Source organism: Micromonospora sp. DT46 (assembly GCF_049841735.1).
GTDB lineage: Bacteria > Actinomycetota > Actinomycetes > Mycobacteriales > Micromonosporaceae > Micromonospora > Micromonospora reichwaldensis.
On the sequence record NZ_JBNCKW010000003.1, the window covers coordinates 242,805 to 266,864 of the forward strand.

22 protein-coding genes are annotated in these 24,060 nt (G+C 74.7%); 13 read left to right on the top strand and 9 right to left on the bottom strand.

Features of this window, described 5'->3' with window-relative positions:
• Positions 1-212: 212 nt before the first annotated feature.
• The 5 genes from ACLQ20_RS08990 to ACLQ20_RS09010 all read left to right on the top strand — a co-directional run bounded on the left by ACLQ20_RS08990 (position 213) and on the right by ACLQ20_RS09010 (position 4,681).
• Entirely contained in the window at positions 213-1,973 is a 1,761-nt protein-coding gene (locus tag ACLQ20_RS08990; protein ID WP_151454805.1) for a PP2C family protein-serine/threonine phosphatase, read from the top strand.
• Complete coding sequence (locus tag ACLQ20_RS08995) at positions 1,970-3,022, top strand: cobalamin B12-binding domain-containing protein (protein ID WP_151454806.1); 1,053 nt, start codon at positions 1,970-1,972, stop codon at positions 3,020-3,022. The genes ACLQ20_RS08990 and ACLQ20_RS08995 overlap by 4 nt, the downstream gene beginning before the upstream one ends.
• A gap of 85 nt (positions 3,023-3,107) precedes the next feature.
• Positions 3,108-3,455 (top strand): STAS domain-containing protein, encoded by a 348-nt coding sequence (locus ACLQ20_RS09000; protein ID WP_151454807.1) that lies wholly within the window; start codon positions 3,108-3,110, stop codon positions 3,453-3,455.
• Positions 3,456-3,525: 70 nt separating this feature from the next.
• Positions 3,526-3,972, top strand: coding sequence for a response regulator (locus ACLQ20_RS09005; RefSeq protein ID WP_151454808.1), 447 nt, complete (start codon positions 3,526-3,528; stop codon positions 3,970-3,972).
• 160 nt (positions 3,973-4,132) lie between these two features.
• Entirely contained in the window at positions 4,133-4,681 is a 549-nt protein-coding gene (locus tag ACLQ20_RS09010; protein WP_151454809.1) for an ATPase, read from the top strand.
• Positions 4,682-4,721: 40 nt separating this feature from the next.
• On the opposite strand, the gene ACLQ20_RS09015 is transcribed toward ACLQ20_RS09010, so the two are convergent.
• From ACLQ20_RS09015 to ACLQ20_RS09025, 3 genes are all read right to left on the bottom strand, one after another.
• On the bottom strand, positions 4,722-5,570 hold the full coding sequence (locus ACLQ20_RS09015) for a hypothetical protein (protein ID WP_327028103.1): 849 nt from the start codon (positions 5,568-5,570) through the stop codon (positions 4,722-4,724).
• Positions 5,571-5,935: 365 nt separating this feature from the next.
• Positions 5,936-6,364 (bottom strand): OsmC family protein, encoded by a 429-nt coding sequence (locus ACLQ20_RS09020; RefSeq protein ID WP_089000686.1) that lies wholly within the window; start codon positions 6,362-6,364, stop codon positions 5,936-5,938.
• Positions 6,365-6,501: 137 nt separating this feature from the next.
• A complete protein-coding gene (locus ACLQ20_RS09025) occupies positions 6,502-7,455 on the bottom strand; it encodes a serine/threonine-protein kinase (RefSeq protein WP_358122573.1) in 954 nt (317 codons plus the stop codon).
• Between the two features lie 172 nt (positions 7,456-7,627).
• On the opposite strand from ACLQ20_RS09025, the gene ACLQ20_RS09030 reads away from it, so the two are divergent.
• The 3 genes from ACLQ20_RS09030 (at position 7,628) to ACLQ20_RS09040 (ending at position 10,253) form a co-directional block, all read left to right on the top strand.
• The gene (locus ACLQ20_RS09030) at positions 7,628-7,861 is read left to right on the top strand and encodes a hypothetical protein (protein ID WP_151456525.1); all 234 of its coding nucleotides are present in this window, start codon (positions 7,628-7,630) and stop codon (positions 7,859-7,861) included.
• A gap of 180 nt (positions 7,862-8,041) precedes the next feature.
• A complete protein-coding gene (locus ACLQ20_RS09035; RefSeq protein WP_425854975.1) occupies positions 8,042-8,788 on the top strand; it encodes a response regulator transcription factor in 747 nt (248 codons plus the stop codon).
• A gap of 28 nt (positions 8,789-8,816) precedes the next feature.
• Complete coding sequence (locus ACLQ20_RS09040; RefSeq protein WP_225852400.1) at positions 8,817-10,253, top strand: sensor histidine kinase; 1,437 nt, start codon at positions 8,817-8,819, stop codon at positions 10,251-10,253.
• Positions 10,254-10,357: 104 nt separating this feature from the next.
• Here the strand turns inward: ACLQ20_RS09040 and ACLQ20_RS09045 are convergent, their stop codons facing one another.
• Entirely contained in the window at positions 10,358-11,212 is an 855-nt protein-coding gene (locus tag ACLQ20_RS09045) for an arginase family protein (RefSeq protein WP_151456522.1), read from the bottom strand.
• Positions 11,213-11,249: 37 nt separating this feature from the next.
• Between ACLQ20_RS09045 and ACLQ20_RS09050 the strand changes: the two genes are divergently transcribed.
• Positions 11,250-11,933 (top strand): helix-turn-helix transcriptional regulator, encoded by a 684-nt coding sequence (locus ACLQ20_RS09050; protein WP_358122568.1) that lies wholly within the window; start codon positions 11,250-11,252, stop codon positions 11,931-11,933.
• Positions 11,934-12,067: 134 nt separating this feature from the next.
• On the opposite strand, the gene ACLQ20_RS09055 is transcribed toward ACLQ20_RS09050, so the two are convergent.
• On the bottom strand, positions 12,068-12,463 hold the full coding sequence (locus ACLQ20_RS09055) for a VOC family protein (RefSeq protein ID WP_151456520.1): 396 nt from the start codon (positions 12,461-12,463) through the stop codon (positions 12,068-12,070).
• A 189-nt stretch (positions 12,464-12,652) separates the two neighbouring features.
• Between ACLQ20_RS09055 and ACLQ20_RS09060 the strand changes: the two genes are divergently transcribed.
• From ACLQ20_RS09060 to ACLQ20_RS09075, 4 genes are all read left to right on the top strand, one after another.
• Positions 12,653-12,802, top strand: a complete 150-nt coding sequence (locus ACLQ20_RS09060) for a hypothetical protein (protein ID WP_165947858.1) — start codon at positions 12,653-12,655, stop codon at positions 12,800-12,802.
• Positions 12,803-12,811: 9 nt separating this feature from the next.
• Positions 12,812-14,236, top strand: a complete 1,425-nt coding sequence (locus ACLQ20_RS09065) for a class I SAM-dependent methyltransferase (RefSeq protein WP_425854978.1) — start codon at positions 12,812-12,814, stop codon at positions 14,234-14,236.
• A 112-nt stretch (positions 14,237-14,348) separates the two neighbouring features.
• On the top strand, positions 14,349-16,421 hold the full coding sequence (locus ACLQ20_RS09070; protein WP_425855358.1) for a sulfatase-like hydrolase/transferase: 2,073 nt from the start codon (positions 14,349-14,351) through the stop codon (positions 16,419-16,421).
• Between the two features lie 489 nt (positions 16,422-16,910).
• The gene (locus ACLQ20_RS09075; protein WP_151457762.1) at positions 16,911-18,194 is read left to right on the top strand and encodes a citrate synthase; all 1,284 of its coding nucleotides are present in this window, start codon (positions 16,911-16,913) and stop codon (positions 18,192-18,194) included.
• Between the two features lie 148 nt (positions 18,195-18,342).
• On the opposite strand, the gene ACLQ20_RS09080 is transcribed toward ACLQ20_RS09075, so the two are convergent.
• The 4 genes from ACLQ20_RS09080 to ACLQ20_RS09095 all read right to left on the bottom strand — a co-directional run bounded on the left by ACLQ20_RS09080 (position 18,343) and on the right by ACLQ20_RS09095 (position 23,759).
• Positions 18,343-19,737 carry a glycosyltransferase family 4 protein gene (locus ACLQ20_RS09080; RefSeq protein ID WP_425854981.1) on the bottom strand — a complete coding sequence of 465 codons (1,395 nt, stop codon included), beginning with the start codon at positions 19,735-19,737 and terminating at the stop codon, positions 18,343-18,345.
• A gap of 322 nt (positions 19,738-20,059) precedes the next feature.
• Entirely contained in the window at positions 20,060-20,734 is a 675-nt protein-coding gene (locus ACLQ20_RS09085) for a fasciclin domain-containing protein (RefSeq protein WP_425854983.1), read from the bottom strand.
• Positions 20,735-20,821: 87 nt separating this feature from the next.
• On the bottom strand, positions 20,822-22,915 hold the full coding sequence (locus ACLQ20_RS09090) for a M14 family zinc carboxypeptidase (RefSeq protein WP_425854985.1): 2,094 nt from the start codon (positions 22,913-22,915) through the stop codon (positions 20,822-20,824).
• 178 nt (positions 22,916-23,093) lie between these two features.
• Positions 23,094-23,759, bottom strand: coding sequence for a response regulator transcription factor (locus ACLQ20_RS09095; protein ID WP_327028111.1), 666 nt, complete (start codon positions 23,757-23,759; stop codon positions 23,094-23,096).
• Positions 23,760-24,060: the final 301 nt, after the last annotated feature.

Sequence of the window (24,060 nt, forward strand, 5' to 3'; positions counted from 1 at the left end):
CAGCACGATCACGCCCTTTCGCAGGCCGCCGAGGGGCGGGGATGCAGGGATCGTAACAACGCGTCGCAGGTCCCGCCGGGCACCGAGCGCCGGCCGCACGACGGGCGTCGGGTGGCGTTCGCGGCACACGGGCGTAGGGTGGGTGCGAGAGATCTGACCACCTGTGCTGCCTCCCGGTGGTGCGGGTTTCGACAAGGAGTGGGGCTCAGCCGGTGACTGCTGCGGACGTCCGGGACTCAGATCCCGGCGACGGGCGGGTCCCCACACCGAGTGCCGCACGGGCCACGGCGTGGTCCGCCGGCGCCCCGGCACGCCCGGCCTCCGCGCTCCCCGCCCTGGCGGCCGACCGGGAGCACGCGGCACCCGACTGGTCCGAGGTCGTCGAGCACTTCCGCGAGGGTCTCGTCGTCTGCGACGCGCGAGGCGTCGTCCGGCACGTCAGCCCGGTGGCCGAGCGGCTGCTGCCCGAGGTCACCCCGGGCGAGCTGCTCGCGGCGGCCAACCTTGCCGGGCTGACCGCCGACGGCGAGTTCACCCACCACGGCCGCCGGCTGCGCGCGCGCCGGGTGCCGCTGTCGGCCGCCCGCTGCTGCTGGTACGTCGAGGACGTCACCGAGAGCGTCACCCGCGCCGACGCCCTGCTCGCCGAGCGGGCCCGCTCGGCGTTCCTGGCGGTCGTCGGCGAGAAGCTCGGCAATCCCCTGCACCCGGACCGGGCCGCCGCGGCGGTGGTCCGCCTCGCCGTGCCGACGCTGGCCGAGGTGGCGGTGCTGGTGCTGGCACCCCGTTCCGGTCGGGCGCGCTGGTGGCGGGCCGCCCGCAGCGACGACGACGCCCCGGTGGTGGACAGCGGCATCCTGCCCGCCGTCGACCTGCCCGCGGCGATCACCGAGGGGCTGGACGGCGGGGAACCGCACACCCTCGACTGGCTGGCGGAGCAGGCCGCGGAGGCCGGCTGGCTGCCCGGGCTCACCGCGGCGGAGGCCTGCGTCCGGGTGGTGCCGCTGCCTGGTCGCGACGCCCCGGCCGGCGTGCTGCTGGTCGCGCGGCGCGTCGAGCGCTGGTACGACGAGGCCGACGTGGACCTGGCCCGCGCCTTCGCGGCCCGGGCGGGGGCCGCGCTGACCACGGCGCTGCTCTACCGCGACCAGGCCGAGGTCGCCGACACGCTCCAGGCGAGCCTGGTGCCGGTGGAGCCGGCCGAGGCGACCGGGGTGCAGTGGGGCACCGCCTACCGGCCGGCCCAGGCCGGGCTGCGCATCGGTGGCGACTTCTACGGCTCGCACCGGCTGGCCGACGGTGGCTCCGTGTTCTTCCTGGGCGACGTCTCCGGCAAGGGTGTCGAGGCGGCGGTCTTCACCGGCCAGCTGCGTCAGTGCCTCCAGGCGCTGCACCGGGTCGAGTCGCAGCCGGGGCGCCTGCTGAAGCTGCTCAACGACGCGCTGCTGGAGACCAGCCAGGCGCAGGGGCAGGGGCGTTTCGCGACGATGGTGCTGGGAGTGGTCCGCGCGCACCGCGAGGGCGGCCTGACCCTGACCCTGGCCGGCGGTGGTCATCTGCCGCCGCTGGTGCTGCGCGGCTCCGGCGAGGTCGAGCCGGTCCCGCTGTCGGGCATGCTGGTCGGCGTGGTGCCCGATCCCCGGATCGGGGAGGTGACCGTCCGGCTGGAGCCGGGCGAGACCTGCCTGCTCTACAGCGACGGGGTGACCGAGGCGCGCGGGGGCCGCCGCGGCAACGAGCAGTTCGGCACGGAGCGGCTGGTGCACGCGGTCACCGGCTGCCAGCGGATGCCCGCGCCCGCGCTGGCCGAGCGCGTCGAGCAGGTGACCTGCGACTGGTTGGCCCACGGCGACCACGACGACATCGCCGTGCTCGCGCTGCGCGCGACCGGTCCGGGCGGGCGTACGCCCAGGCACCTGCACGCGGTGCCCGACGCGAGCGGCACCGCCGAGACGAGGGGGACCCGACCGTGACCGCCGCCCCGACCGCCGACGCCACCCCGGCAGGCGTCTGGCCCGGATACCTGGACTGCCTCCAGGAGGCGGACGAGTACGCGGCCATCGAGGTGGCCACCGGCCTGCTCGAGGCCGGCGTGCCCGCCGAGCGCGTCCTGCTCGACCTGGTCGCCCCGGCGCAGGCCGAGGTGGGGGAGCGGTGGGCGCGCAACGAGTGGAGCGTCGCCCAGGAGCACGCCGCGACACACATCAGCGAGCGGGTGGTGGCGGCGGTGGCCGCGTACGCGAACCCGCGCCCGACGCGGGGCCGGGTGGTGGTGGCCTGCATGGACGGCGAGTGGCACGCCCTGCCGCCCCGGCTGGTCGCCGAGGTGCTGCGGCTGCGGGGCTGGCAGGTCACCTTCCTCGGCGCGAGCGTCCCCGCCCCGCACCTGGTGTCGTACCTGCACCGGCACGACGCCCACGCGGTCGCGTTGGCCTGTGCGCTGCCGATGCGCCTGCCGCACGCGCACCGCATGATCGAGGCGTGCCGGCGCGTGGACGTCCCCGTGGTGGTGGGGGGCCGGGGGTTCGGCGCGGACGGCCGCTGGGCCCGGCGGCTCGGCGTCGCCTGGGCGCCGGACGCCCCGACCGCCGCGAACCTGGTCGCCGACGAGCGCGCGCTGCGTCGCGTCCCGCCGGCGGAGTTGAGCCACCTGGCCGACGACGAGTACACCAGCCTGCTCAAGCGGCGCGGCGAGCTGATCGACGGCGCGCTGGCGGACCTGCGGGAACACGACCCGGGGACGCGTGACTACACGCCCAGCCAGCTGGACTCCACCGTCAGCGACCTGGGCTACATCGTGGACTTCCTGGCCGCCGCGCTCTACGTCGACGACGGCTCGCTGTTCACCGAGTTCGTCGACTGGCTGGTCGAGATCCTCACCAGTCGGGGTGTGCCGGCCCCCGCCCTGGGGTCGACTCTGGAACACTACGGGCGGGTCCTGCGCGACTTTCCCCGGGCCGCGCGGTTCCTCGGGGCGGCGCGGTCGTCCCTGGCCAGGGCGGGTGACTCCGGGGCGCGATGAGCGCCGGTGCGGCCGTGTCGGGTGCCCCTGCTTATACTTGCCACACTGCAAGCATCCGCCTGCGGTCAAGCGAGGGGGTCCAGGGGTGACGTTCACGGTCACGTACGCCGACCGCGACGGCGGGGCGGCACGCCTGCGGTTGGCCGGCGAACTCGACCTGAGCACCGCGCCCGAGCTCAACGCGGCCATCGACCGGCTGGTCGAGGCTGGCGAGCGCCGCCTGCTGGTGGACCTGACGGAGCTCACCTTCTGCGACTCCACGGGGATCGCCGCCTTCGTCCGGGGCGACAACCGGGTCGCCGCCGACGGCGGGTGGCTGCGGGTCACCGGCGCCACCGGCCGGGTCGACCGCGTGCTCCAGGTGACAGGGCTGGCCGAGGTGCTGAGACACGAGTCCGGCAGGGCCGACCCGACCGCGCGGTCCGCCGGCTGATGGGCTAGATTTCCCCGCCGGCACAGAGCGCCTCGCGATTCTCCGTTCCACCGACCCGAAGCAGGTAGTGATGGGTGCAGACACCCCGAGTCCGGTTCGCATCCTGGTGGTGGACGACGACCCGGGCGACGTGTTGATGATCGAGGAGGCCCTCGCGGACTCCGACGTCGAGAAGGTCATCGACGTCGTCAGCGACGGCCAGGAGGCGATGGAGTTCCTGCGCCGCGAGGGGCGGCACACCGACGCCCGGCGGCCGGACGTCATCCTGCTCGACCTGAACATGCCCCGGATGGACGGGCGTCAGGTGCTCGGCGAGGTCAAGGGCGACGAGGACCTGCGTACGATCCCGATCGTCGTGCTGACCACCTCCAACGCCGACACGGACATCGTGGGCAGCTACACGCTCCAGGCCAACGCCTACGTCACCAAGCCGATCGACCTGGACGACTTCAACGACGTGGTGCGCCGGATCGACGAGTTCTTCGGCCGGGTGGTCGTGCTCCCGAAGCGCTCCTGAGGCGCCCCCGGGCGGTCGGCCCCGCCGGGTCGCGGCGACGCGCCCGGCCTTGCGGGCGTCCGCATGGTGAACATTTTTCCCGAAGCCCCTCCGCTGCCGCCCCCAGCGCCGAGGATCCAGGGTGGGGAAGGAAACCACCGGCTGCCTGGGGGGCGACAGTATGAGGTTCTGCGTCGTGGAGACCGGCTACGACCAGCGGCAGGTCGATTCCTGCCTGGACGAGATCGGCGTCCGGCTGGCCCGGCTCGCCGCCCGGGCGGAGGGCGCCGCGAGGGCCGGTCGCGAGTGGGACGAGATCCGTGACGAGGCGACGGCGCTGCGCGGCCTGCTCGAACGGCTGGACCTCGGCGACGCGGACCCGGCCCGGCGCGGCGCCGACGACGCCGATCGCGAGGCGGTCGACCTGCTGACCCGGGCGCGGGTCGAGCTCGACGCGGCCCGGGAGGAGGCCCGGCAGGTGCGCGAGCGCGTCTACGCCGAGGCCGTGCAGGCCCGCCGGGACTTCGAGGAGGCGCTGTACGCCCGGCGCAGGCGCGAGGCCCGCGTGGACCGGATCCTCGACGGGCTGACCGTCGAACCGGTCCCGGCGGACACTCCGACCGCCGCGGCCGGGATGCCCGGCAGCGGGGTGCCGGCGACCAGGATCGCCGCCCGGGGCGGCGCGGACGCGTCCAGCGAGCCGCCGGGCGGCCGCGCCGGGATCCGCTGACCCTCGCCGGCCAGGGACCGGCGTGGCCAGCCGGCCGCCGTCAGGTCAGCGCGGCGACGACCGTGGTGGCCAGGCCCTCGTGCTGGGCGTACGCGTCGGGGAAGGCCGAGACCTGCACGGCCTGGGCGGCGCCGGCCACGCTCATCTGCTGCCAGCCCGGAACCTCCCGCAGCGCCTCGTAGAAGGCCCGCGCGGCGTACGACGGGCGCATCAGTTCGCGTACGGTGCCCCAGCCGCTGCTCGGGCGCTGCTGGAACAGGCCCACGGAGTCGTGGTCGGAGCCGCTGCCCTGGTGCGGGTACCGGCTGGACTCCGGAAGCACGTCGCTGGCGAGGTTGTAGAGCCGGCTCTCCTGCATCGCGGTCGCCACGGCCACCACCATGGCGCGGCGGGGCATCTTCAGCTCGGCGCCCACGTCGACGATGATCTTGGCGTTGTCCATCTGCGCCTGGGTGAGTCCGGCGACCGGGCGCGGGCGGGGTGGCGGGGCCGGCTTACGCGGGGCCTTGCGGGTGGCCGAGGGGGTCGGCTTCGGCGTCGGGCTGGGGCTGAGCGAGGGCGAGGGCGAAGGCGAGACGGCCCGGTCCAGGGACCGCGAAGCGCGGTCGTCGTCGACGGCCCGCTCGGCCAGCGCCTCGGCCACGGGTTCCCGCGCGGCGTCGGCGTCCTCGCGCGTGCCGGCGAACGCGGCCACGCCGAGGCAGCAGGTCACGCCGGTGGCGAGCGCGACCCGGACGGGGGTCGAGGCGAGCAGGGCCCGGCCGCGGCGACGCTGCCGTTCCGCAGCGCGATGACGGCCGGTCGTCCGTTCGGTCGAGGCGGGGTCGTCCGAGCGGGTGGCCGGTCGATCCTGGGTCAGCTTCTGGTCGAGAGGGTCGTCGGGGTGCACCCGCCGAGGCTAGAAAGGCGAGCGCGTCTTGCCATCGGCCTGGTTGGTGGCATGCGCCACAATTTGCGCCGATCTGCGGGCCGATTACCCCCGACGGCTCATCAAAGCCGCCAATCGCTCTTGTCGACTCTTTCGCATATATCCGATTAGGGGTTGATAATCGGGTGGAGAATCGATCGCGGGCTCCGGCGCCGGGCTGGCGTCGGGCCTCCACCGAACGGTGGAGGCCGCCGTGGGTCACCCGACCGACCGCCCGTCGGCCCCCGAGGTGACGGCGCAGGCCGTGCCGGCGGCGGTGGTGCAGGTCGGACCGGCGGCGGTGGTGTCGGAGCTGTCCCGCGCCGCAGGGCCCGCCGACGGGTCGGTCAGTGCCGGCCGTTCTCCGCCGGGGTGACGGTGAGCCGGTGCCGGCTGCCGTCGCCGCTGGAGAAGGGCCACAACCGGTCCGCGTGCTCCACCAGCTCGGCCAGCTGTTGCCGGCTCAGCCCCGCCGACGAGATGGAGGCGTGCACGTCGGCCCGGTACCGGCCGTCGTCGTCGCGCCCGAGCTTCGCCTCCGCGCGTACCTGCACGGTGTGCGCCTCGTCGGTGATCTCGCCCGCCGCCTCCACCGCCGCGTGGTGCAGGCAGGACGCGAAGGCGGCGGCGAGCAGTTGCTCCGGGGTCAGCCCCGAGCAGTGCGGCGCCAGTGGGGACGCCAGGGCCGTGGACAGGCTCCCGTCGTCGGTGCGTACGTGGCCGCCCTCGGCGGTCGCGGTGGCCGTCTCGTTCAGCCAGGAGCTCGATTCCGGCATCGCGTTCCTCCCGTCGCTCACCCGCCCGGCTACCCGGCCCCCGGACGGTGAAACGCGGGCGACCGGTGGGCGACCCGAAGGACGCCGGACGGAAGCGGCCCCCACGACGCCGGCCTGGTCGGGCCGCGGAAGGAGGCTCAGCCGGCCTGGGTGGACCAGTCGGGTACGGGAGCCGCCTCGGTCGCCTCGGCCGCCGCCCGCTCGGTCCACGGCGACATCGACCCGACGCGCTGTCGCGGCGCCGTGGGCTGCCCCAGCGGCACGTACACGCGGGCGTCCACCGCCTCCGCCAGCAGCAGGGCCGCCATCAGGCTGGACGGCCGGTCGGCCGGGTCGTCGGCCAGGCAGCTCGCGCACAGGTCGGCCACCTCCGGCGGCAGCCCCTCGATCTCCGGCAGCGGCAGCGGCGGTTGCCGCAGGCGCGCGCCGAGCAGCTGGGTCGGGGTCGTGGTGCCCGCCTGGTACGGCAGCCGCCCGGTCAGGCAGTAGTAGAGCAGGACGCCGAGGGCGTACATGTCGGCGGCGGGTGTGACGGGTGCCCGTTCCAGCTGCTCCGGCGCGAGGTAGGCGGGCGTGCCGACCACCATCCCCTCCGGTGACCGGTCCGGGGTGCCGGACGGGGTGGCGATGCCGAAGTCGAGCACCTTCACGCCGGCCGGGGTCAGGATCACGTTCGCCGGCTTGACGTCGCGGTGCACGATGCCGTGCGCGTGCGCCGCGGCCAGCGCGGCGCTCACCTCGGCGCAGACCCGTACGGCGATGCGCCAGTCCAGCGGTCCGGCCCGCAGGTGCGCGGCCAGCGTCTCGCCCTCGGCCAATTCCATGACGATGTAGGGCACCTGACCCTCGGGGCCAGTCCCGCAGGTGCCGAAGTCGTGCACGGAGGCCACGTTCGGGTGCACCAGCCGGGCGGCGGAGCGGGCCTCCGCGCGGATGCGCTCCACAGAGGTGTCCTGGCCCTCCTGCCCCGGGGACATCACCTTTACCGCGACCGGCCGGTCCAGCACCGCGTCGTGGGCCCGCCAGACCTCCGACATGCCGCCGATGCCGATGCGCTGTTCGAGCCGGTATCGCCCGTCCAGCGTTCTCATCGACCGCTCCCTGCTCTTCCTGGCCCGTCCCTCGACAGGTCCCCAGGGCAGCGGTACCCGAGCTCCGATCAGGGCAAACCGCTGCCGGATCCGGGCGGGGCCGCCCACTGCTGCGGTAGCTTGCGAGCCAGGGCCGCTGTCGGGGCGGCACTGCGGGAAGGCGGGCGCGCGGATGAGCGAGGTGACCGTACGCTTCGTCGGCGGCCCGGCCCACGACCTGGTCCGGTCGGTGCCCGCCGAGCCGGACGGCTCCCCGCCGGCGCACTGGATCCTTCGGCACCCCGACGGCGCCGGGCCGGCCACGGCCGGCGGACCGGACCACCTCTACCAGCGCGAGCAGCCCACCGGCGGCGGCACCTGGACGATGCGCTTCGTGCACACCTACCCGGTGGGCATGACCGAGTGAGCTCGCCCGTCGCCCGTCGGGCGGGGCGGCCAGCGGGCGTGGCCGGGCCACCACGGCGACGACGACCACCGCCACGTCCCGGGCGCCCGGCGGCCCGGCGGTGGACGGGTCGGCCGGCACACAGCGGGGGCACAGGTGGCGCACAAGCCGGGCACAGCGGCCCGGCGCACGATGGGGGCCATGGTGAAGGACGGGCAGGTCGGGGCGGGCCGGGTCGAGCTGCGCCGCCCCGACGGGGAGCCGGTGCGGGTGCTGGTGGTCGACGACGAGCCGACCCTGGCCGACCTGCTGTCGATGGCGTTGCGCTACGAGGGCTGGCAGGTGCGTACGGCGGGCGACGGCACGTCGGCGCTGAACGCGGCGCGGCAGTTCCGGCCGGACGCCGTGGTGCTCGACGTGATGCTGCCCGACCTGGACGGCTTCCAGGTGCTGCGCCGGCTGCGTGAGCAGGCCCCGACGGTGCCGGTGCTCTTCCTGACGGCGCGGGACGCGGTGGAGGACCGGATCGCCGGGCTGACCGTCGGCGGCGACGACTACGTCACCAAGCCGTTCAGCCTGGAGGAGGTGATCGCCCGGCTGCGGGCGCTGCTGCGCCGCTCGGGCTTCGCCGTCGCCGCCCGCCCGGACGCGGTGCTCACCGTCGGCGACCTCAGCCTCGACGAGGACAGCCACGAGGTGCGCCGCGACGGCTGCCCCGTCACGCTCACCGCCACCGAGTTCGAGCTGCTGCGCTACCTGATGCGCAACCCGCGCCGGGTGCTCAGCAAGGCGCAGATCCTCGACCGGGTCTGGAACTACGACTTCGGCGGCCAGGCCAACGTGGTGGAGCTGTACATCTCGTACCTGCGGAAGAAGATCGACGCGGGCCGGAAGCCGATGATCCACACGTTGCGCGGCGCGGGGTATGTCCTCCGGCCGGCGGAGTGAGCGGGCCGCCGGCCGGCTGCGCCACCGGCTGGCCGGGGTGTCGCTGCGGACCCGCCTGGTGGTCACCCTGGTCGCCCTGCTGGCCCTGGTCAGCGTGGCCATTGGCGGGATCACCACGGTCGCGCTGCGGCAGTTCCTGATCGACCGGGTCGACGACCAGTTGACGCCGATGCGGACCGGTCCCGGTCGGGGCGTGCCGTCGCCCTTCGAGGCGCCACCCTTCGGGCCGGACGCCCGGATTCCCCGGGGGCTTCCGCCGGGGACCGTCGCCGCCGAGGTGGCCGACGGCCGGGTGGTCCGGGCCTGGACCCTCGCCGACCGGGAGGAACGCGCCGTCCCCGCCGGGGACCTGGCCGGCCTCGCGGACCTGCCCACGGACGGCCGCCCCCGCACCCGTGAGCTGGGCGAGCGCGGTGCCTACCGGGTGGTGGCGCGCCAGCTTCCGGGCGGGACCGTGCGGGTGCTCGGCCTGCCGCTGTCGGGCGTGTCGGAGACCGTCTGGTGGCTGGTCGCCGCGCAGGCCGGTGTGGCGACCGCGGGGCTGCTCGTCGCCGGCGGGGCCGGAGCCCTGATCGTGCGGGCGACCCTGCGCCCGCTGCGCCGGGTCGCCACCACCGCTGGCCGGGTCAGCGAGCTGCCCCTGGACCGCGGCGAGGTCGCGCTGTCGGTGCGGGTGCCGGCCGCCGACACCGACCCGCGCACCGAGGTGGGGCAGGTGGGCGCGGCGCTGAACCGGATGCTGGGGCACGTCGGCGCCGCGCTCGCCGCCCGCCAGGCCAGCGAGACCCGGGTACGCCAGTTCGTCGCCGACGCCAGCCACGAGCTGCGGACCCCGCTGGCGGCCATCCGGGGGTACGCCGAGGTCGCCCGGCGCGGCCGGGACGAGGTGCCGCCCGACGTGGCCCACGCGTTGCGCCGGGTCGAGTCCGAGAGCACCCGGATGACCCGCCTCGTCGACGACCTGCTGCTGCTCGCCCGGCTGGATTCGGGCCGGCCGCTCGTGGTCGAGCCGGTCGACCTGTCCGCGCTGGTGGTGGACGCGGTCGGCGACGCGCACGTGGCGGGGCCGGAGCACCGGTGGCGGCTCGACCTGCCGGACACCGTGGTCCGCGTCCCCGGCGACCCGGCCCGGCTGCACCAGGTGCTGGCGAACCTGCTGGCCAACGCCCGGGTGCACACCCCGCCCGGCACCACGGTCACCACCACCCTGCGGGTCGACGGCGACGTCGCCGTGCTCGGCGTCGCCGACGACGGGCCGGGCGTGCCGCCGGCGCTGCGGGCCGAGGTGTTCGAACGCTTCTCCCGGGGCGACAGCTCCCGGTCCCGGGCGCACGGCAGCACCGGCCTGGGCCTGGCGATCGTGGCCGCCGTGGTGGAGGCCCACCACGGCACGGTCGAGCTGGACGGTCGGCCCGGCCGGACGGTGTTCACCGTCCGGCTGCCGGGAGCCAGCTCCGGCGGGTGACCCGTGCCGGACCGGGCCACGGGCCGGCGCCGCGGCGACCGTCGGGCGGACCGGGCCACGGGCCGGCGCCGCGGTGACCGTCGGGCGGGCCGGACGGGCGACGGTCAGTCGGCCAGCAGTTCGGCGAGGGCCTGCCCGACACGCTCCGCGTGCCGCCCGTCGGGGTCCTCGTCTGCGTTGAAGTCGGTGACGCTCATCCCGATCAGCCGACCCGAGCGGACCAGCGGTCGGGCCAGCGCGACGAGGTCGGCCCAGTCCAGCCCGTCCGGCTCGGGATAGCTGACCGCCGGGAGTACCAGCGGGTCGAGCACGTCGAGGTCGAGGTGCAGCCAGGCCGGCGTCGTACCGGCGGCGAGATCCCGGCCCACCGCCGCGGCGTCGGCGCCCCGCAGCCGGGTGGCCGGCACCAGGTGGACGGCGGGGTCGATCCGGTAGGCCTCCTTCCCGTCCGTCGCGGCCCGGTCGAGCGGCCGGTGGCCGAGCAGGTGCACCTGGTCGGGGTCGACCAGCGGCCCCTCCCGGTCGAGCACTCCCGCCGGGCCGTGGTCGGTGACGATCGACAGGTCCATGTCCGCCGCCTCACCGGTGGGCGAGGTGCGGCCGTCCTCGAAGTCGAGGTGGGCGTCGAGGAACCACAGGTCGAAGCCGGCGGGCAGCCCCGCCAGGATGCCGGGCAGGATCGCGCAGTCGCCGCCGAGCACCAGCGGATGCCGTCCCGAGCCGATCAGCGTCGTCGTGCGGGCGGCGATCGCCCGGCCGGCGCGGCGCACCTGGTCGACGCCGATCACCCCGGTCTCCGGGTCCCGGACCGGGTCGGTGATCAGGGCGTCGACGGCGCCTGCGTCGGCCGCGCCCAGCCGGCCCAGCAGCCCGGCGGTCCGCAGCGCGGCGGGCGCCCGGTGCTCGCCCCGGCCGCGTCCGGAGGAGTCGAGGGGAGCGTCCAGCACCGACCATCGCACATCCGGAGGCTAGCCCGGCCGTGGCAGGCTGGGCGGCATGTACCGGGAACGTCCGGCCGGGTTTGCCGGCGCGGTGCTCTGGACCAGCGCCACGACGGCGGGCGCCGCACCGGCCAGGGTGCTCCCCGACGGCTGCCTCGACCTGCTCTGGTCGAGCCGCTGCGGGCTGACGGTGGCCGGGCCGGACCGCACCGCGCACCTGAGCGGCGGCGGGCCGCCGGAGCGCTGGGTGGGGCTGCGGCTGCCGCCGGGCACCGGACCGGCGGTGCTCGGCGTACCGGCCGTCGAACTGCGCGACCGGCGTGTCCCCCTGGCGGAGCTGTGGGGCGACCGGGACGTCGCCCGGCTGGCCGAGCGGGCGGAGGCGGCCCCAGCCGACGTGCTGACGGAGATCGCCGTCCGGCGGCTGCGGGCGGCCGGCGGGCCCGATCCGATCGGCGCCCGGGTCGCCGCCGCGTTGGCCGCCGGCGCCAGCGTGACCGCGACCGCCGCCGGGATCGGCCTCGATCCGCGCGCCCTGCACCGCCGGTGCCAGCACCTGTTCGGGTACGGCCCGAAGACCCTGGCCCGGATCCTGCGGATGGGGCGCGCGCTGGCGCTGGCCCGCGCCGGCACCCCGCTGGCAGAGGTGGCGGCCCGCTGCGGCTACGCCGACCAGGCCCACCTGACCCGCGACGTGCGGGACCTGGCCGGCGTGCCGCCCACCGCCCTGCTGAGCTGAACGCTCGGCGATCTTCCCGGCCGGGTGACCGCTGACGCTCCGCGCGTTCCCGGTGCGGTTCCGCGTGGATCCTCACCATCGACCACGAGGCCCGACGGGTCGGGTTTCCGGTGTCCGGCGGGGCCGGTCCGCGTTCAGCTCGCGGCGAGCGGGGCGAACAGGTCCACGCCGTTGCCGTCGGGGTCGAGCACCACCGCGTACCGCTGGCCCCAGTAGGCGTCCCACGGGGGCAGGTGACCCTCGTGGCCCTCGGCCACCAGCTCCGCGTAGAGCCGGTCCACCTCCGCCGGGTCGGCGCACAGGAAGGCGAGGCTGGCCCCGCCGCCGCCCCCGGGCTTCCAGCCGGGGTCGAACGCGCGGACGGTGTCGGCGGTGTCCCAGGCCAGCCGGATGCCGCCCGGCAGGGTGACCTCCACGTGCGGCGCGGTGTCGGCGTCGGCGGGAATGTCGAGGCCGAGCCGCCGGTAGAAGGCGAGGGAGCGGGACAGGTCGCTGCTGACCATGCCGATGAGATCGAGTCTGGGTGCCATGGCTCCCACCGTAGGGAGGCTCCCGGCGCCCGTCTTGAACGAAACGGACAACGGGCGGAGTGTCGGGTGTGCCCCTCACGACCGGGACGATCGGCGTAGCGTGTCAGACAAGTCCGGCTTTACGGGCAAATCCCTCAAGGATCCTGCCCGCGTACGCCGAACATCGAGACGCGAGGAAAGGAGCGGTCGGTGGAACACCTGGCCTACCTGGACGCGGGGTCCGGCAGCCTGATCGTGCAGGCGGTGGTCGGCGGGGTGGCCGGCGCCGCGGTGGCGGCCAAGCTCTACTGGCGGCGACTGGTCGACCGGTTCCGCCGCCAGCCCACCGACCAGCGCTGACCCTGGCCGATGGCGAACTCCCGCACCGGCCTGCGCGCCGAGCCAGGCTCCTTCCGCGACCCCGCCAACCGGGTCTTCCACCTCGACGGCGACGTGCTGCGTGGGCTGGACGAGCAGGCCGCCGGGGAGTGGCGCGCGCTGACCGCCAGCGAGTTCTTCCCGCCGCTGCTCGCCGCCGGCAAGGTGTGCGGCACCGAGGCGGTCGACTCGCCGGCCGTGCCGTCGGCCGACCGGTGGGCCGCCGTCCTGCGCCACGAGCGCATCCCGTTCGTCTCCCACCCGTACGAGTGGTCCTTCACCATGCTGCGCGACGCGGCGCTGCTGCACCTGGAGATCCTGCGCGCGGCCCTGCCGGCCGGGTTCACCACGAAGGACGGGTCGGCCTACAACCTCCAGTGGCGGGGCGCCGAACCCGTGTTCATCGACGTCGGCTCGTTCACCCCGGCCCGCGACGGCGAGCCCTGGGCCGGCTACCGGCAGTTCTGCCAGACGCTGCTCTACCCGCTGCTGCTCGACGCCCACCTCGGGCTGGACTTCCAACCCTGGCTGCGCGCCCGGGTCGACGGCATCGAGCCCGAGCAGATGCGCCGGCTGTTCGGCGGCGTCCGGCGGCTGCTGCCCGGCGTGCCCACCCACGTGCACCTGCACGACGCCATGCAGCGGCGCAACGCCCGGGCCAGCACCGCCGACGTCCGGTCCCAGCTGCGGGCCGCCGGCTACTCGCGGGAGCTGGCGCTGGCCACCGTACGCGGCATCGAGAAGCTCGTCCGGCGGCTGGAGCCCCGCCGCACGGCCAGCCACTGGGTCGACTACCAGCGCACCTGCGCGTACACCGCCGACGACCGGGCCGCGAAGGAACGCTTCGTCGCCGAGGCGCTGGCCGACGGACCACGGCCCCGCCTGGCGCTGGACCTCGGCGCCAACGACGGCCGGTACGCCCGCCTCGCCGCCCGGCACGCCGACTACGTCGTCGCGGTCGAGCAGGACCCGGGCGTGGTGGACGGGCTCTACCGGGACCTGCGCGCGGCGGGGGAGCGGCGGATCCTGCCCCTGGTGATGGATCTCGCCGACCCGTCGCCCGGCGGCGGCTGGCGCGGCGTCGAGCGGGCCTCGTTCGCGGACCGGGTGGAGGCGGACGCGATCCTCGCCCTGGCCGTGGTGCACCACCTGGCGATCGGGCGCAACGTGCCGCTGCCCGAGGTGCTGGACTGGCTCGTCGGGCTCGCCGCCCCGGGCGCCCGGGTGGTGGTGGAGTTCGTCCACCCCGAGGACCCGATGGCCCGGCGGCTGCTGGCCAACAAGCCCGAGGGACTCTTCCCCGACTACCGGCCGGCCGAGTTCGAGCGGCTGCTCTCCGCGCGCTGCCGGATCGCGCGGCGACTCGACCTGCCCTCGGGCACCCGGACGCTCTACGCGGCGGTCGTGGGTGGCTGAGCCGGCGCCCCCGCCGGACCGCACGTGCGGCGACCCGCCGCCGGGCGACGGGCGGTCGGGCGAGCGGCCGTCGGGTGACCGGCCGTCGGGCGACCCGCCGTCGGGTGACCGGCTGTCGGACGGCCCGCCGTCGGGTGACTGGCCGTCGGGCGAGCCGTCGTCGGGCGAGCGGGTTTCCGTAGGCCAGGTTGCCGGTGGTCAGCCGGGTGGCTGGCGTACCGAGTTGGGTCGGCTGGCCGAGGTGGCGGGGCTCGTCGGGCTCGTGGTCACCCAGCCGCTGCTGGACGTCCTCGGGCGCAGCCCCGACTTCTTCCTGTTCCACCGGGCCGACCGGGGGGAGATCATGCTGCTGGTGGCGTTGGTCGCGCTGGTGCCCACCGCCGCCGTCGCGCTGCCCGGCGCGCTGTCCCGCCTGGCCGGACGCACCGCCCGCTCGGCCACGCACACCCTGCTGGTCGGCCTGCTGCTCGCCGCGCTGGCCGTGCAGATCGGCCGGCACGGTACGCCGCTGCGGGGCGTACCGCTGCTGCTGCTCGCGGCGGTGGCCGGAGCCGCCGGGGCCGCCGCGCACCGGCGCTGGCGCGCGCCCGGGCGGATGCTGCGGCTCGCCGCGGCCGGGCCGCTGCTGTTCGTGGGGCTGTTCGTGTTCGCCTCGCCCACCTCCACGGTGGTGCTGCCCCGGGGCGAGGGCGGCGCCGCCGGGGTGGCCGGGCCCGGCAACCACCCGCCGGTGGTCGTGCTGGTCCTCGACGAGCTGCCCCTGGTCTCCCTGCTCGGCGCGGACGGGCGGATCGACGCCGCCCGGTTCCCGCACTTCGCGGAGCTGGCCGGCGGCTCCACCTGGTACCGCAACGCCACCGGCGTCAGCGGCTGGACGCCCTACGCGCTGCCGGCCATGCTCACCGGCCGCTACCCGCAGCGGGCGGCCGCGCCGCACTACTCGCAGTACCCGGACAACCTCTTCACCGCCCTCGGCGGCCTGTACGACGTCCGCGCCGAGGAGAGCATCACCCGGCTCTGCCCGCCCAGCCGCTGCGAGCAGCCGGTCAGCCCGGAGCAGGGGATGGGCGTGCTGATCCGGCAGGCCGGCGGGCTGCTGCGGCAGGTCACCGCCCCGGTCGACAGCCGCGTCGACCCGGAGGACTCGTACCGCGAGCAGACCCGCGCGGAGGCGGGCGTCGACGCCGCCGAGCCGGTGCCGGCGGACCCGAAGTTCCGCTGGGACAGCCTCGACGACAACCAGCCCGCCCGCTTCGCCAGCTTCCTCGCCGGGCTCCGGCCGGCGCCCCGGCCCACCCTGCACTTCCTGCACCTGCTGATGCCCCACTCGCCGTGGGCGTACCTGCCCTCGGGGGCGCGCTACGACGCCCCGCCGGACCTGCCGAACGACGGCGACGGCTGGGCCGAGCTGGCCCGCCGGCGGCACCTCGCGCAGCTCGGCTACACCGACCGGCTGATCGGGGAGACCCTGCGTACCCTGCGCTCCACCGGCCTCTACGACCAGGCCCTGCTGGTGGTCACCGCCGACCACGGCGTCAGCTTCACCCCCGGCGCCCAGGGCCGGGGCATGGGCGCCATCCGGGCCGCCCCCGGCGAGGTCGCCTGGGTGCCGACGTTCGTCAAGGCACCGGGCCAGCGCGCCGGCCGGATCGACGACCGGAACTGGCAGCACGTCGACCTGCTCCCCACCATCGCCGACGAGGCGGCCATCCGGCTCCCGTGGCCCATCGACGGCCGGTCCGCCCGGCAGACCCCGCGCGCCGAGGCGGGCAAGGTCTTCTACGACCGCCCCGGCCAGCCGACCCCCGTCGCGGGCGGCCTGCCGGCCCCGATCGCGCCGCCCGCGCCCCACCCGCTGGTGGGCGCCGCCGTCGGCGACCGCCCGACGGGCGGCACCGCCCGGGTCGCCGACCTGGCCGCGTTCGACGCCGTGGACCCGGACACCGGACGGCTGCCGGCCGCCGTCTGGGGCGACGTGCCCGACGACGTACCCGACGGCACACAGCTGGCCATCGCCGTCAACGGCCGGATCGGCGCGGTCGTCCCCGTGGTACCCCGCGACGCCGGCGGCCGCCGCTTTGCCGCCCTGCTCGCCGACGACCGCCTCTTCCACGCCGGCGCCAACCGCCTCACCGTCTACCGCGTAGCCCCCGACAACACCCTCCGCACCCTCACCCTCACCTGACCCATCCGCCCCGCCCCGGCCCCGCCCCCGCCCGGTCCCGGCCCCGCGCAGACCCGGCCTGGGGCCCTGGGCCCCGGCCCCCGCCTTGTCCTGCCCGCGCTCCCCGCACCCTTCCCCGGCGTTGATCATGAAGTTATTGTCCTGGAATGCGCTTTCCGGAGGCAATAACTTCATGATCAACGTGCGCGGCGCGGCGCGGGGTGGCGCGGCGCGGGGTGGCGCGGCGCGGGGTGGGGTGGGGCAGTGCGGGCGGGCAGCGCGGGGCCGGGGCGGAGTGGGTGGCGTGGGGCGGGGCGGTGGGTGGTGTGGGGTGGTGTGGGGCTTGGTGGTGGGTGGGCGTCCGGATTGCACGGGTTTCCCGGGTCGCTGGTCGGGAAACGGGTGACGCATGCCTCACCGTCGAACCACGACGGGCGGTATCTCCTCGACCGTGATTACGGTAAAAGCGAAGGCAATTCAACGCAGATCTGCCGGCGAAGCGAGGGAACCATGACGGAAGTCAAGCTCGATCACCCCGGTGGGCAGCTTTCGATGCCGGTGCAATCCGCGGTCGAGGGCCCCGCCGGCATCGGGGTGGGCAAGCTGCTGAAGGAAACCGGGATGACGACGTACGACCCCGGTTTCGTCAACACCGCCGCCTGCTCGTCCGACATCACCTACATCGACGGCGACGCGGGGATCCTGCGTTACCGTGGGTACCCGATCGAGCAGCTCGCGGAGAAGTCCTCCTTCCTGGAGGTCTCCTACCTGCTGATCTACGGTGAGCTGCCGACCCAGCAGCAGTTGACCGAGTTCACCGAGCGGGTCCGCCGGCACTCGCTGCTGCACGAGGAGATGCGCCGCTTCTTCGACGGCTTCCCGCGCGACGCGCACCCGATGGCCGTGCTCTCGTCGGCCGTCAGCGCCATCTCCACCTTCTACCAGGACAGCCTGGACCCGTTCGACTCCTCGCACGTCGAGATGTCCACGGTGCGGCTGATGGCGAAGGTCCCCACCATCGCCTCGTACGCGTACAAGAAGTCGATCGGGCAGCCGCTGCTGTACCCGGACAACTCGCTGGGCTACGTGGAGAACTTCCTGCGGATGACCTTCGGCGTGCCGGCGGAGCCGTACGAGGTCGACCCGGTGATGGCCAAGGTGCTGGACATGCTGTTCATCCTGCACGCCGACCACGAGCAGAACTGCTCCACCTCGACCGTGCGGCTGGTCGGCTCCAGCAACGCCAACCTCTTCGCCTCGGTCTCCGCCGGCGTGAACGCGCTCTTCGGCCCGCTGCACGGCGGCGCCAACCAGGCCGTGCTGGAGATGCTGGAGAAGATCCAGGCCGACGGCGGCGACGTCGGGTCCTTCGTCCGCAAGGTGAAGGACAAGCAGGACGGCGTGAAGCTGATGGGCTTCGGCCACCGGGTCTACAAGAACTACGACCCGCGCGCGGCGATCGTGAAGAAGGCGGCCCAGGACGTGCTCGGCCGGATGGCCAAGCCCGACCCGCTGCTGGACATCGCCATGCAGCTGGAGGAGATCGCCCTCGCCGACGAGTTCTTCGTCTCCCGCAAGCTCTACCCGAACGTGGACTTCTACACCGGCCTGATCTACAAGGCCATGGGCTTCCCGACCAAGATGTTCACGGTGCTCTTCGCGCTGGGCCGGCTTCCCGGCTGGATCGCGCAGTGGCGCGAGATGATCAACGACCCGGAGACCAAGATCGGCCGCCCGCGGCAGATCTACACCGGTGCCCCCGAGCGGGCGTACGCCCCGTTCTCGGAGCGCTGAGTTCCGGCCGTACCGACGACGGAGGCCGCCGACCCGCACCGGGTCGGCGGCCTCCGTCGTCTCGTACCCACCGCCGTCGCGCCCGACGGGGTGCAAGGAAGGGCACCTTCCAACGCAAAGCGATAGGAAGGTGCCCTTCCTTGCCCCGTCAGCGGAGGCCGGCGGCGGCCAGCAGGTTGCCCTCGGCGATCGACGGCACGGCGCGGCCCCGGGTCACCCGCTCGGCGGCGAACGACCCGGCGGTGGCGATCGCGGTCGCGTAGGCGGTCGCCGTACGCTGCGCGATGGCCGACCAGCCGTAGCGCTCGTGCACCATGACGCGGGCCCGGCGGGCGAGCTGACGGGCCCGCTCCCGGTCCGACAGCAGCGCGTCGATCGCGTCGGTCAGCCCGTCCGGGTCGTGCGGCCGGAAGGTCATCCCGGTCACCCCGGGCTCGACGATCTCGGCGAGCCCGCCGGTCGCGGCGACGGCCAGGGGCGCGCCGGCGGCGGCACCCTCCAGCGCCACCATGCCGAACGGCTCGTAGATGCTCGGCACGGCGAAGCAGTCCGACGCGGCCATCACGGCGGGCAGGTCGGTGCCGCCGAGGAAGCCCGGCAGGCTGACCGTGCCGCCGAGACCCAGGCGGTGCACCTCGGCCTCCAACTCGCCGCGGTACGGCCCGTCGCCGACGATGACGGCGCGCAGCCCGGGGTGCCGCTCGCGCAGCCGGGGCAGCCCGGCGATCAGGTGCTGCACGCCCTTCTCGTAGACCAGCCGGCCGGCGAAGGTGACCAGCGGCCCGTCCCCGGCGAAGCGGGCGCGGGCCTGCGCCACCGCGGCGGCCGGGACGCGCCAGCGGTGCGGCTCCACGCCGTTGGGCACCACGTCGACCCGGCCCGTCGGCACGCCGAACAGCCCCGTCACCTCGTCACGCATGTAACCGGAGCAGACGATCACCCGGCCCGATTCGCCGGCCAGCCAGTGTTCGACGCCGTGGATGGTGCGGTTCATCTCCTCGGGCAGCCAGCCCTGGTGTCGGCCGGCCTCGGTGGCGTGGATGGTGCTGACGAGGGGGATGTCGAGGTGTTCGCGCAGGGTCATGGCGGTGTGGGCGACGAGCCAGTCGTGGGCGTGGATGACGTCGTAGGTGCCGGCTTCGGTGGCGCGTAGTGCGGCGCGGGTGAGGGTGTGGTTGAAGGCCATGGTCCAGGCGAGCAGGGAGGAGGTGGCCAGGGGGAAGGTGACGGGGTCTTCGGCGGCGCGGACGATGCGGACGCCGTCGGCGTACTCCTCGAGGGGTGCGCCGTCGGTGTGGCGGGTGACGACGGTGACTTCGTGGCCGGCGGCGGCGAGGGCGACGGAGAGGGCGTGCACGTGCCGGCCGAGGCCGCCGACGAGGACCGGCGGGTACTCCCAGGAGAGCATGAGGATGCGGCGGGTCTGCGGGGGCGTGCCCGTCGTTCCGGACTGCGCCGGGACCTGGGGCCGGGAGGTGAGGGTGGGCCGGTGGACCCGGCCCGGGGTGCTGGTGGGCTGCTCGTCGACCCGCAGGGTCGTCACAATCGATCTCCGTCCGTGCATGGTGGGACGCGCCGGCAGCGGTGGCGGCGGAACGGTGCTGAGGGATGGCCGAATGGCCGGGCAGGGGCGCGCGGGCGCGCCCCTGGGAACAAGCAAAGGGCATCCCGACCGATCCCGCATCTCGAAAGGGGCCAAGGTGACGGAGGACACCTGAAAGTGCCGGTTCGTGTCAGTCGGGTGGATTCCGGTCGTCGGCCGGCCGGGTGAGAAGACGGCGGGACCTGCGGCGACCGCCCCGAGGACGGGAATGGCCGCCGACCCTCTTGTGCGGGGTCGGCGGCCGTTCGTCGGGCGGCACCGCTCAGTGGGCGTGGTCCTCCTCGTGGGCGGTCTCCGGCAGGTTGCCGAGCACCTTGTCGATCACGTGGATTCGGGCGCCGCCGGCCCGGAAGTCGGCGCAGATCGTCTCGGCCCGGTCGGCCAGCCGGACGCCCGACCCGGCCGGGGCGACGGCGAGGGTGGTGCCCGCCAGGGTGGTGACGGTGCCGGCGGACGCCAGGTCGGCCACCGGGCGAGCCCCGGCGACCAGGTGCTCCCTCAGCAGCCCGCGCAGCGTCGCGGTGTCCTTGAGCAGCAGTTGGTCCAGGTTGGCGGTGGAGAACCTGGCCCGGAAGGCGTCGTCGGTGGGGGCGAGGATGGTGAGCCCGCCTGCGGCGGACAGCTCCTCGGTCATGCCGGTGGCCCGCACCGCCGCCTCGAACATGGTGAGCACGGGAATCCACGTCAGGGCCTGGGCGGGGGACCGGTCCACCAGCGAGCCCGGACTACCCGGCTCGGTACCCGAGGGCAACGCGTCGCACAGCGGTCCGGTGACCGCGACCGGCGTGCTGTCGCCGGTGCGGTCGGCCGCGGCGGGGGACGCCTGCGAGCCGGTGCATCCGGTCACCGCGACCAGGAGGGCCAGGGCGGCTCCGGCCGCCGCCCGCCGACGGCGGGCGGCCCGGGGCGGGGGGCCGGGGATGAGGGTCTGGGACACGGTCTCTCCACTCCAGTACCGGTACGGCAGGTGCCGGCAGGTCGGCGGTGGGCCGACCTGCCGGCACCTCGGCGGGGACTCAGCAGGTCACAGCTGGGCGCACTGGCCGAACTTCGGACCACTCACGGAGTTGGCGACCTCCAGGTTCGTCGGTGCCGGGGAGTTGCCGGTGCAGTCCAGCGGGCCGTTGACGGTGTTGCCGGCCACCAGCGGGGCCACGTCCTTGCCGTTGACCACGCCGACCGGGCCGGTCAGCGTGTTGCCGACCACCACGACCGGGCCCTGGGTGCCGGTGGCGCGCACCGGGCCGTTGACCTTGCTGTCGGTCACGACGAACCCGGCGGCGCCGGTGGCATCGACGGGACCGTTGATCGAGCTGCCGTTGACGATCAGCACGGCGCCGGGCTGAACCCGGATCGGACCCCGGACGGTGGCCCCGTCCAGGCAGGCGACGCCGGAGACGACCAGCGGGCCGTTGCGGGTACCGGTCAGGGTGGGGGCGACCCGCTCGCCAGCGACCAGGCCCTCCACGGCCTGCTCGTCGAGCAGCAGCGGGATCAGGCCCCGCTGCGGCTGGGACAGCGGAACCAGGTAGCTGTCGCCGACCTTGATCACCTTCCAGCCGTGGGCGGCGAGCCGCTGGGCCACGGTGGTGCGCTGGCCGGTCGGGCCGTCGGTGCGCTCGCCGTGGTACTGCTCCTCGGTCAGCCGGTACGCGCACGGCGCCTGCTCGAGGATCCGCTCCGGGGTGGGGGCGTCCGCGGGCGGCGGGGCCTCACCCGGGTGCGGGGCGGGGTACGCCTCGATCTTGCGGGAGCCCCGGAAGACGATGCGTCCCTCGTTGGCGGACTGCGACAGGATCCCCTCGGCACGGGCCTTGGTGATGCCCTTGACGCTGGCGCCGTGGTACGTGAGGAACTGGTTGAACGTCCACAGCGCGGAGTAGGTCTTGCGCCGGCGGTTGTTCGCGGTGTTGGACTCGTCGGGCCGCGTCGGGCCACCGGAGCTGCGCAGCTCCAGCAGGGAGTTGACCACGTTCTTCAGGCCGAGGGTGTTGCGCAGGATGGTTTCCTCGCTCAGCCCCACGTTGGCCCCGGTGGTGCACCCGTACGGACAGGCCCACCAGCCGTCCCGGGCGCCCTCGGTGTACATGTGGCCCTCGATCATCTTCTGCGACTCGTCGAAGATGCCCTGCGCCACGTTCTGGTGCCGCGGCGGCAGCATCGGCAGGTCACCGGTGTTGGTGTTGCCGTACTCGTGGCCGTCGTAACCGGCGATCGGCCGGTAGTCGCGCACCATCTCGGCGAGGGCGCGGGTCTCCGGCTGGCGGATCAGCGAGTGGTCCCGGTTGAGGTCCTGGCCGGTGGAGTTGCCCCGGGAGTTGGCCGCCCGCCCGTCGCCGTTGAGCGTCGGCACGATGAGCATGGTGGTCTTCGACAGCAGGTCGAGGGTCTTGGCGTCCTTGGTGAAGGCGAGCTGCCGGGCCATGATCAGGCAGGCCTCGCGGTCACCGGGCTCGTTGCCGTGCACGTTGCAGTTGACCATCAGCGGGTTGGTCGCGGCCACCGCCTCCGGCGTCGCCGCCGGCCGGGGGTAGCCGATGACCAGCATGTTGATCGGCCGGTTCAGGACGGTACGGCCGATCTCGACGACGCGGACCCGGTCGCTGGCCCCGTCGAGCGTGGCGGTGTACGCGTACTCGTTGACGTCGCTGGTGTACTGCGCGCCCAGCGTCTCCTCCCACTGGGTGCGCAGGTTCTCACCCGGGGTGCCCGGGTCGCCCCAGTGGCCGCGGGTGGTGCCGCTGACCGGCGCCGAGTAGGGCTGGACCTCGGTGCCGAAGCGGGCCCGTACCCGCCACTGGAAGCCGTTGCCGGGGGCGAAGCCGGCGTCGGCGAAGGTCGGCTCGTCGTTGTTGACCTGCCGGTTCGGGCGCCACACACCGGCGATGACCGGCGTGCCGGGCGTGCCGTCCGCGGCGAGCGGGGTCCGCTCGATCTGGTAGTCGGTGGCCCCTTCCACCCGGGTCCACGCCAGCGTGGCGTACCCGTCACCCTGCACGACCGTGAGGCCCTGCACCTGGTTCGGCTCCGCCTGCTGCAGGGCCGCGCTCGGCTGCCCCTGCGCCTGCGCGGGCACCGCCGTCGCCACGAGGGCGGCGGCGAGCAGCGCGGAGAACACACCGGCCGTTGTCCGTCTGTATCTCAAAAGGATCTCCAAACAGGAGGGATGGCTGGGTGCGCCCAGCACACCCGTACTCGGCCCACCGGTGGCGGGCAGCCTGCGATTCTTGAGGATCACCTGAGATTCCCGACGCGGTAACCGGGACGCGGGTCGCGGTTCAGGTCACCAAGGGTCCTCACCCGGTACGCAACCGGTAGCCGACGCCGCGCACCGTCTCGACCAGGCCGGCGTCGTCGAGCTTGCCCCGCAGGGCCGCGACGTGCACGTCGAGGTTGTGTCGGGTGCCCCAGGTGGTCTGCCAGACGTCCAGCTGCAAGCGGTCCCGGGGCACCACCGTGCCGGCCTGCCGGGCGAGCGCCACCAGCAGGTCGAACTCCTTGCGGGCGAGGTTGACCTCCCGGTCGCCCACCCAGACCTGCCGGGCGTGCACGTCGATGCGCAGCCTGCCGGCCCGCAGCTCGCCCGTGCTGCGGGTGCCCCGGGTGCTGCGGGCGGTGCGGCGCATCACCGCCTCGATGCGGGCCTGCAACTCCACCATCGAGAACGGCTTGACGACGTAGTCGTCGGCGCCGGCCCGCAGGCCGGCCACCCGGTCGTACTCCTCGGCGCGGGCGCTGACCGCGATGATCGCGACGTCCTCGTCGACCTGCCGCAGCCGCCGGCAGACCTCCAGGCCGTCCCGGTCGGGCAGGTTGAGGTCCAGCAGGACGAGGTCGACGGCGTCGGCCCGGATCGCCTCGGCGGCCGTCAGCGCCGACACCACCTCGTGTCCCCGACGGCGCAGCGCCTTGGCGAGGGCAGACGCCACGCGTAGGTCGTCTTCGACCAGGAGCACCCGCACGCACACCCCCCGGACCTCGTCCCCCGCCGGATCCTGCGAGTCTGTCCGATGATCATCGACTTGACCAGTGCGGACGCAAGATGGTGACCGCAAGCATGATTCGTTCCGGACCGACTGCGGGGCCACGGTGACCGGGGGCGTCGAAACGTTCACCCGCTATCAGCCGGGTGCATTACGGTCATCCTCCGATCGGGTGGATTGGCGGCGGAGCGCGTGGGGCAATACCCGCACGCGCGCCACCCGGCCCCGTCGTGTGGTGCGCTCATGGTGCGGTGCGCGCTCATGATCTTGCGCAAAGGGA

Bases quoted from the DNA above. Each gene is read 5' to 3' on its own strand.
- ACLQ20_RS09065 (WP_425854978.1), top strand. From the start codon at position 12,812: ATGGCGAACTCCCGCACCGGCCTGCGCGCCGAGCCAGGCTCCTTCCGC.
- ACLQ20_RS09075 (WP_151457762.1), top strand. From the start codon at position 16,911: ATGACGGAAGTCAAGCTCGATCACCCCGGTGGGCAGCTTTCGATGCCG.
- ACLQ20_RS09020 (WP_089000686.1), bottom strand. From the start codon at position 6,364: ATGCCGGAATCGAGCTCCTGGCTGAACGAGACGGCCACCGCGACCGCC.
- ACLQ20_RS09030 (WP_151456525.1), top strand. From the start codon at position 7,628: ATGAGCGAGGTGACCGTACGCTTCGTCGGCGGCCCGGCCCACGACCTG.
- ACLQ20_RS09010 (WP_151454809.1), top strand. From the start codon at position 4,133: ATGAGGTTCTGCGTCGTGGAGACCGGCTACGACCAGCGGCAGGTCGAT.
- ACLQ20_RS09035 (WP_425854975.1), top strand. From the start codon at position 8,042: ATGGTGAAGGACGGGCAGGTCGGGGCGGGCCGGGTCGAGCTGCGCCGC.
- ACLQ20_RS09025 (WP_358122573.1), bottom strand. From the start codon at position 7,455: ATGAGAACGCTGGACGGGCGATACCGGCTCGAACAGCGCATCGGCATC.
- ACLQ20_RS09050 (WP_358122568.1), top strand. From the start codon at position 11,250: ATGTACCGGGAACGTCCGGCCGGGTTTGCCGGCGCGGTGCTCTGGACC.
- ACLQ20_RS09005 (WP_151454808.1), top strand. From the start codon at position 3,526: ATGGGTGCAGACACCCCGAGTCCGGTTCGCATCCTGGTGGTGGACGAC.
- ACLQ20_RS09055 (WP_151456520.1), bottom strand. From the start codon at position 12,463: ATGGCACCCAGACTCGATCTCATCGGCATGGTCAGCAGCGACCTGTCC.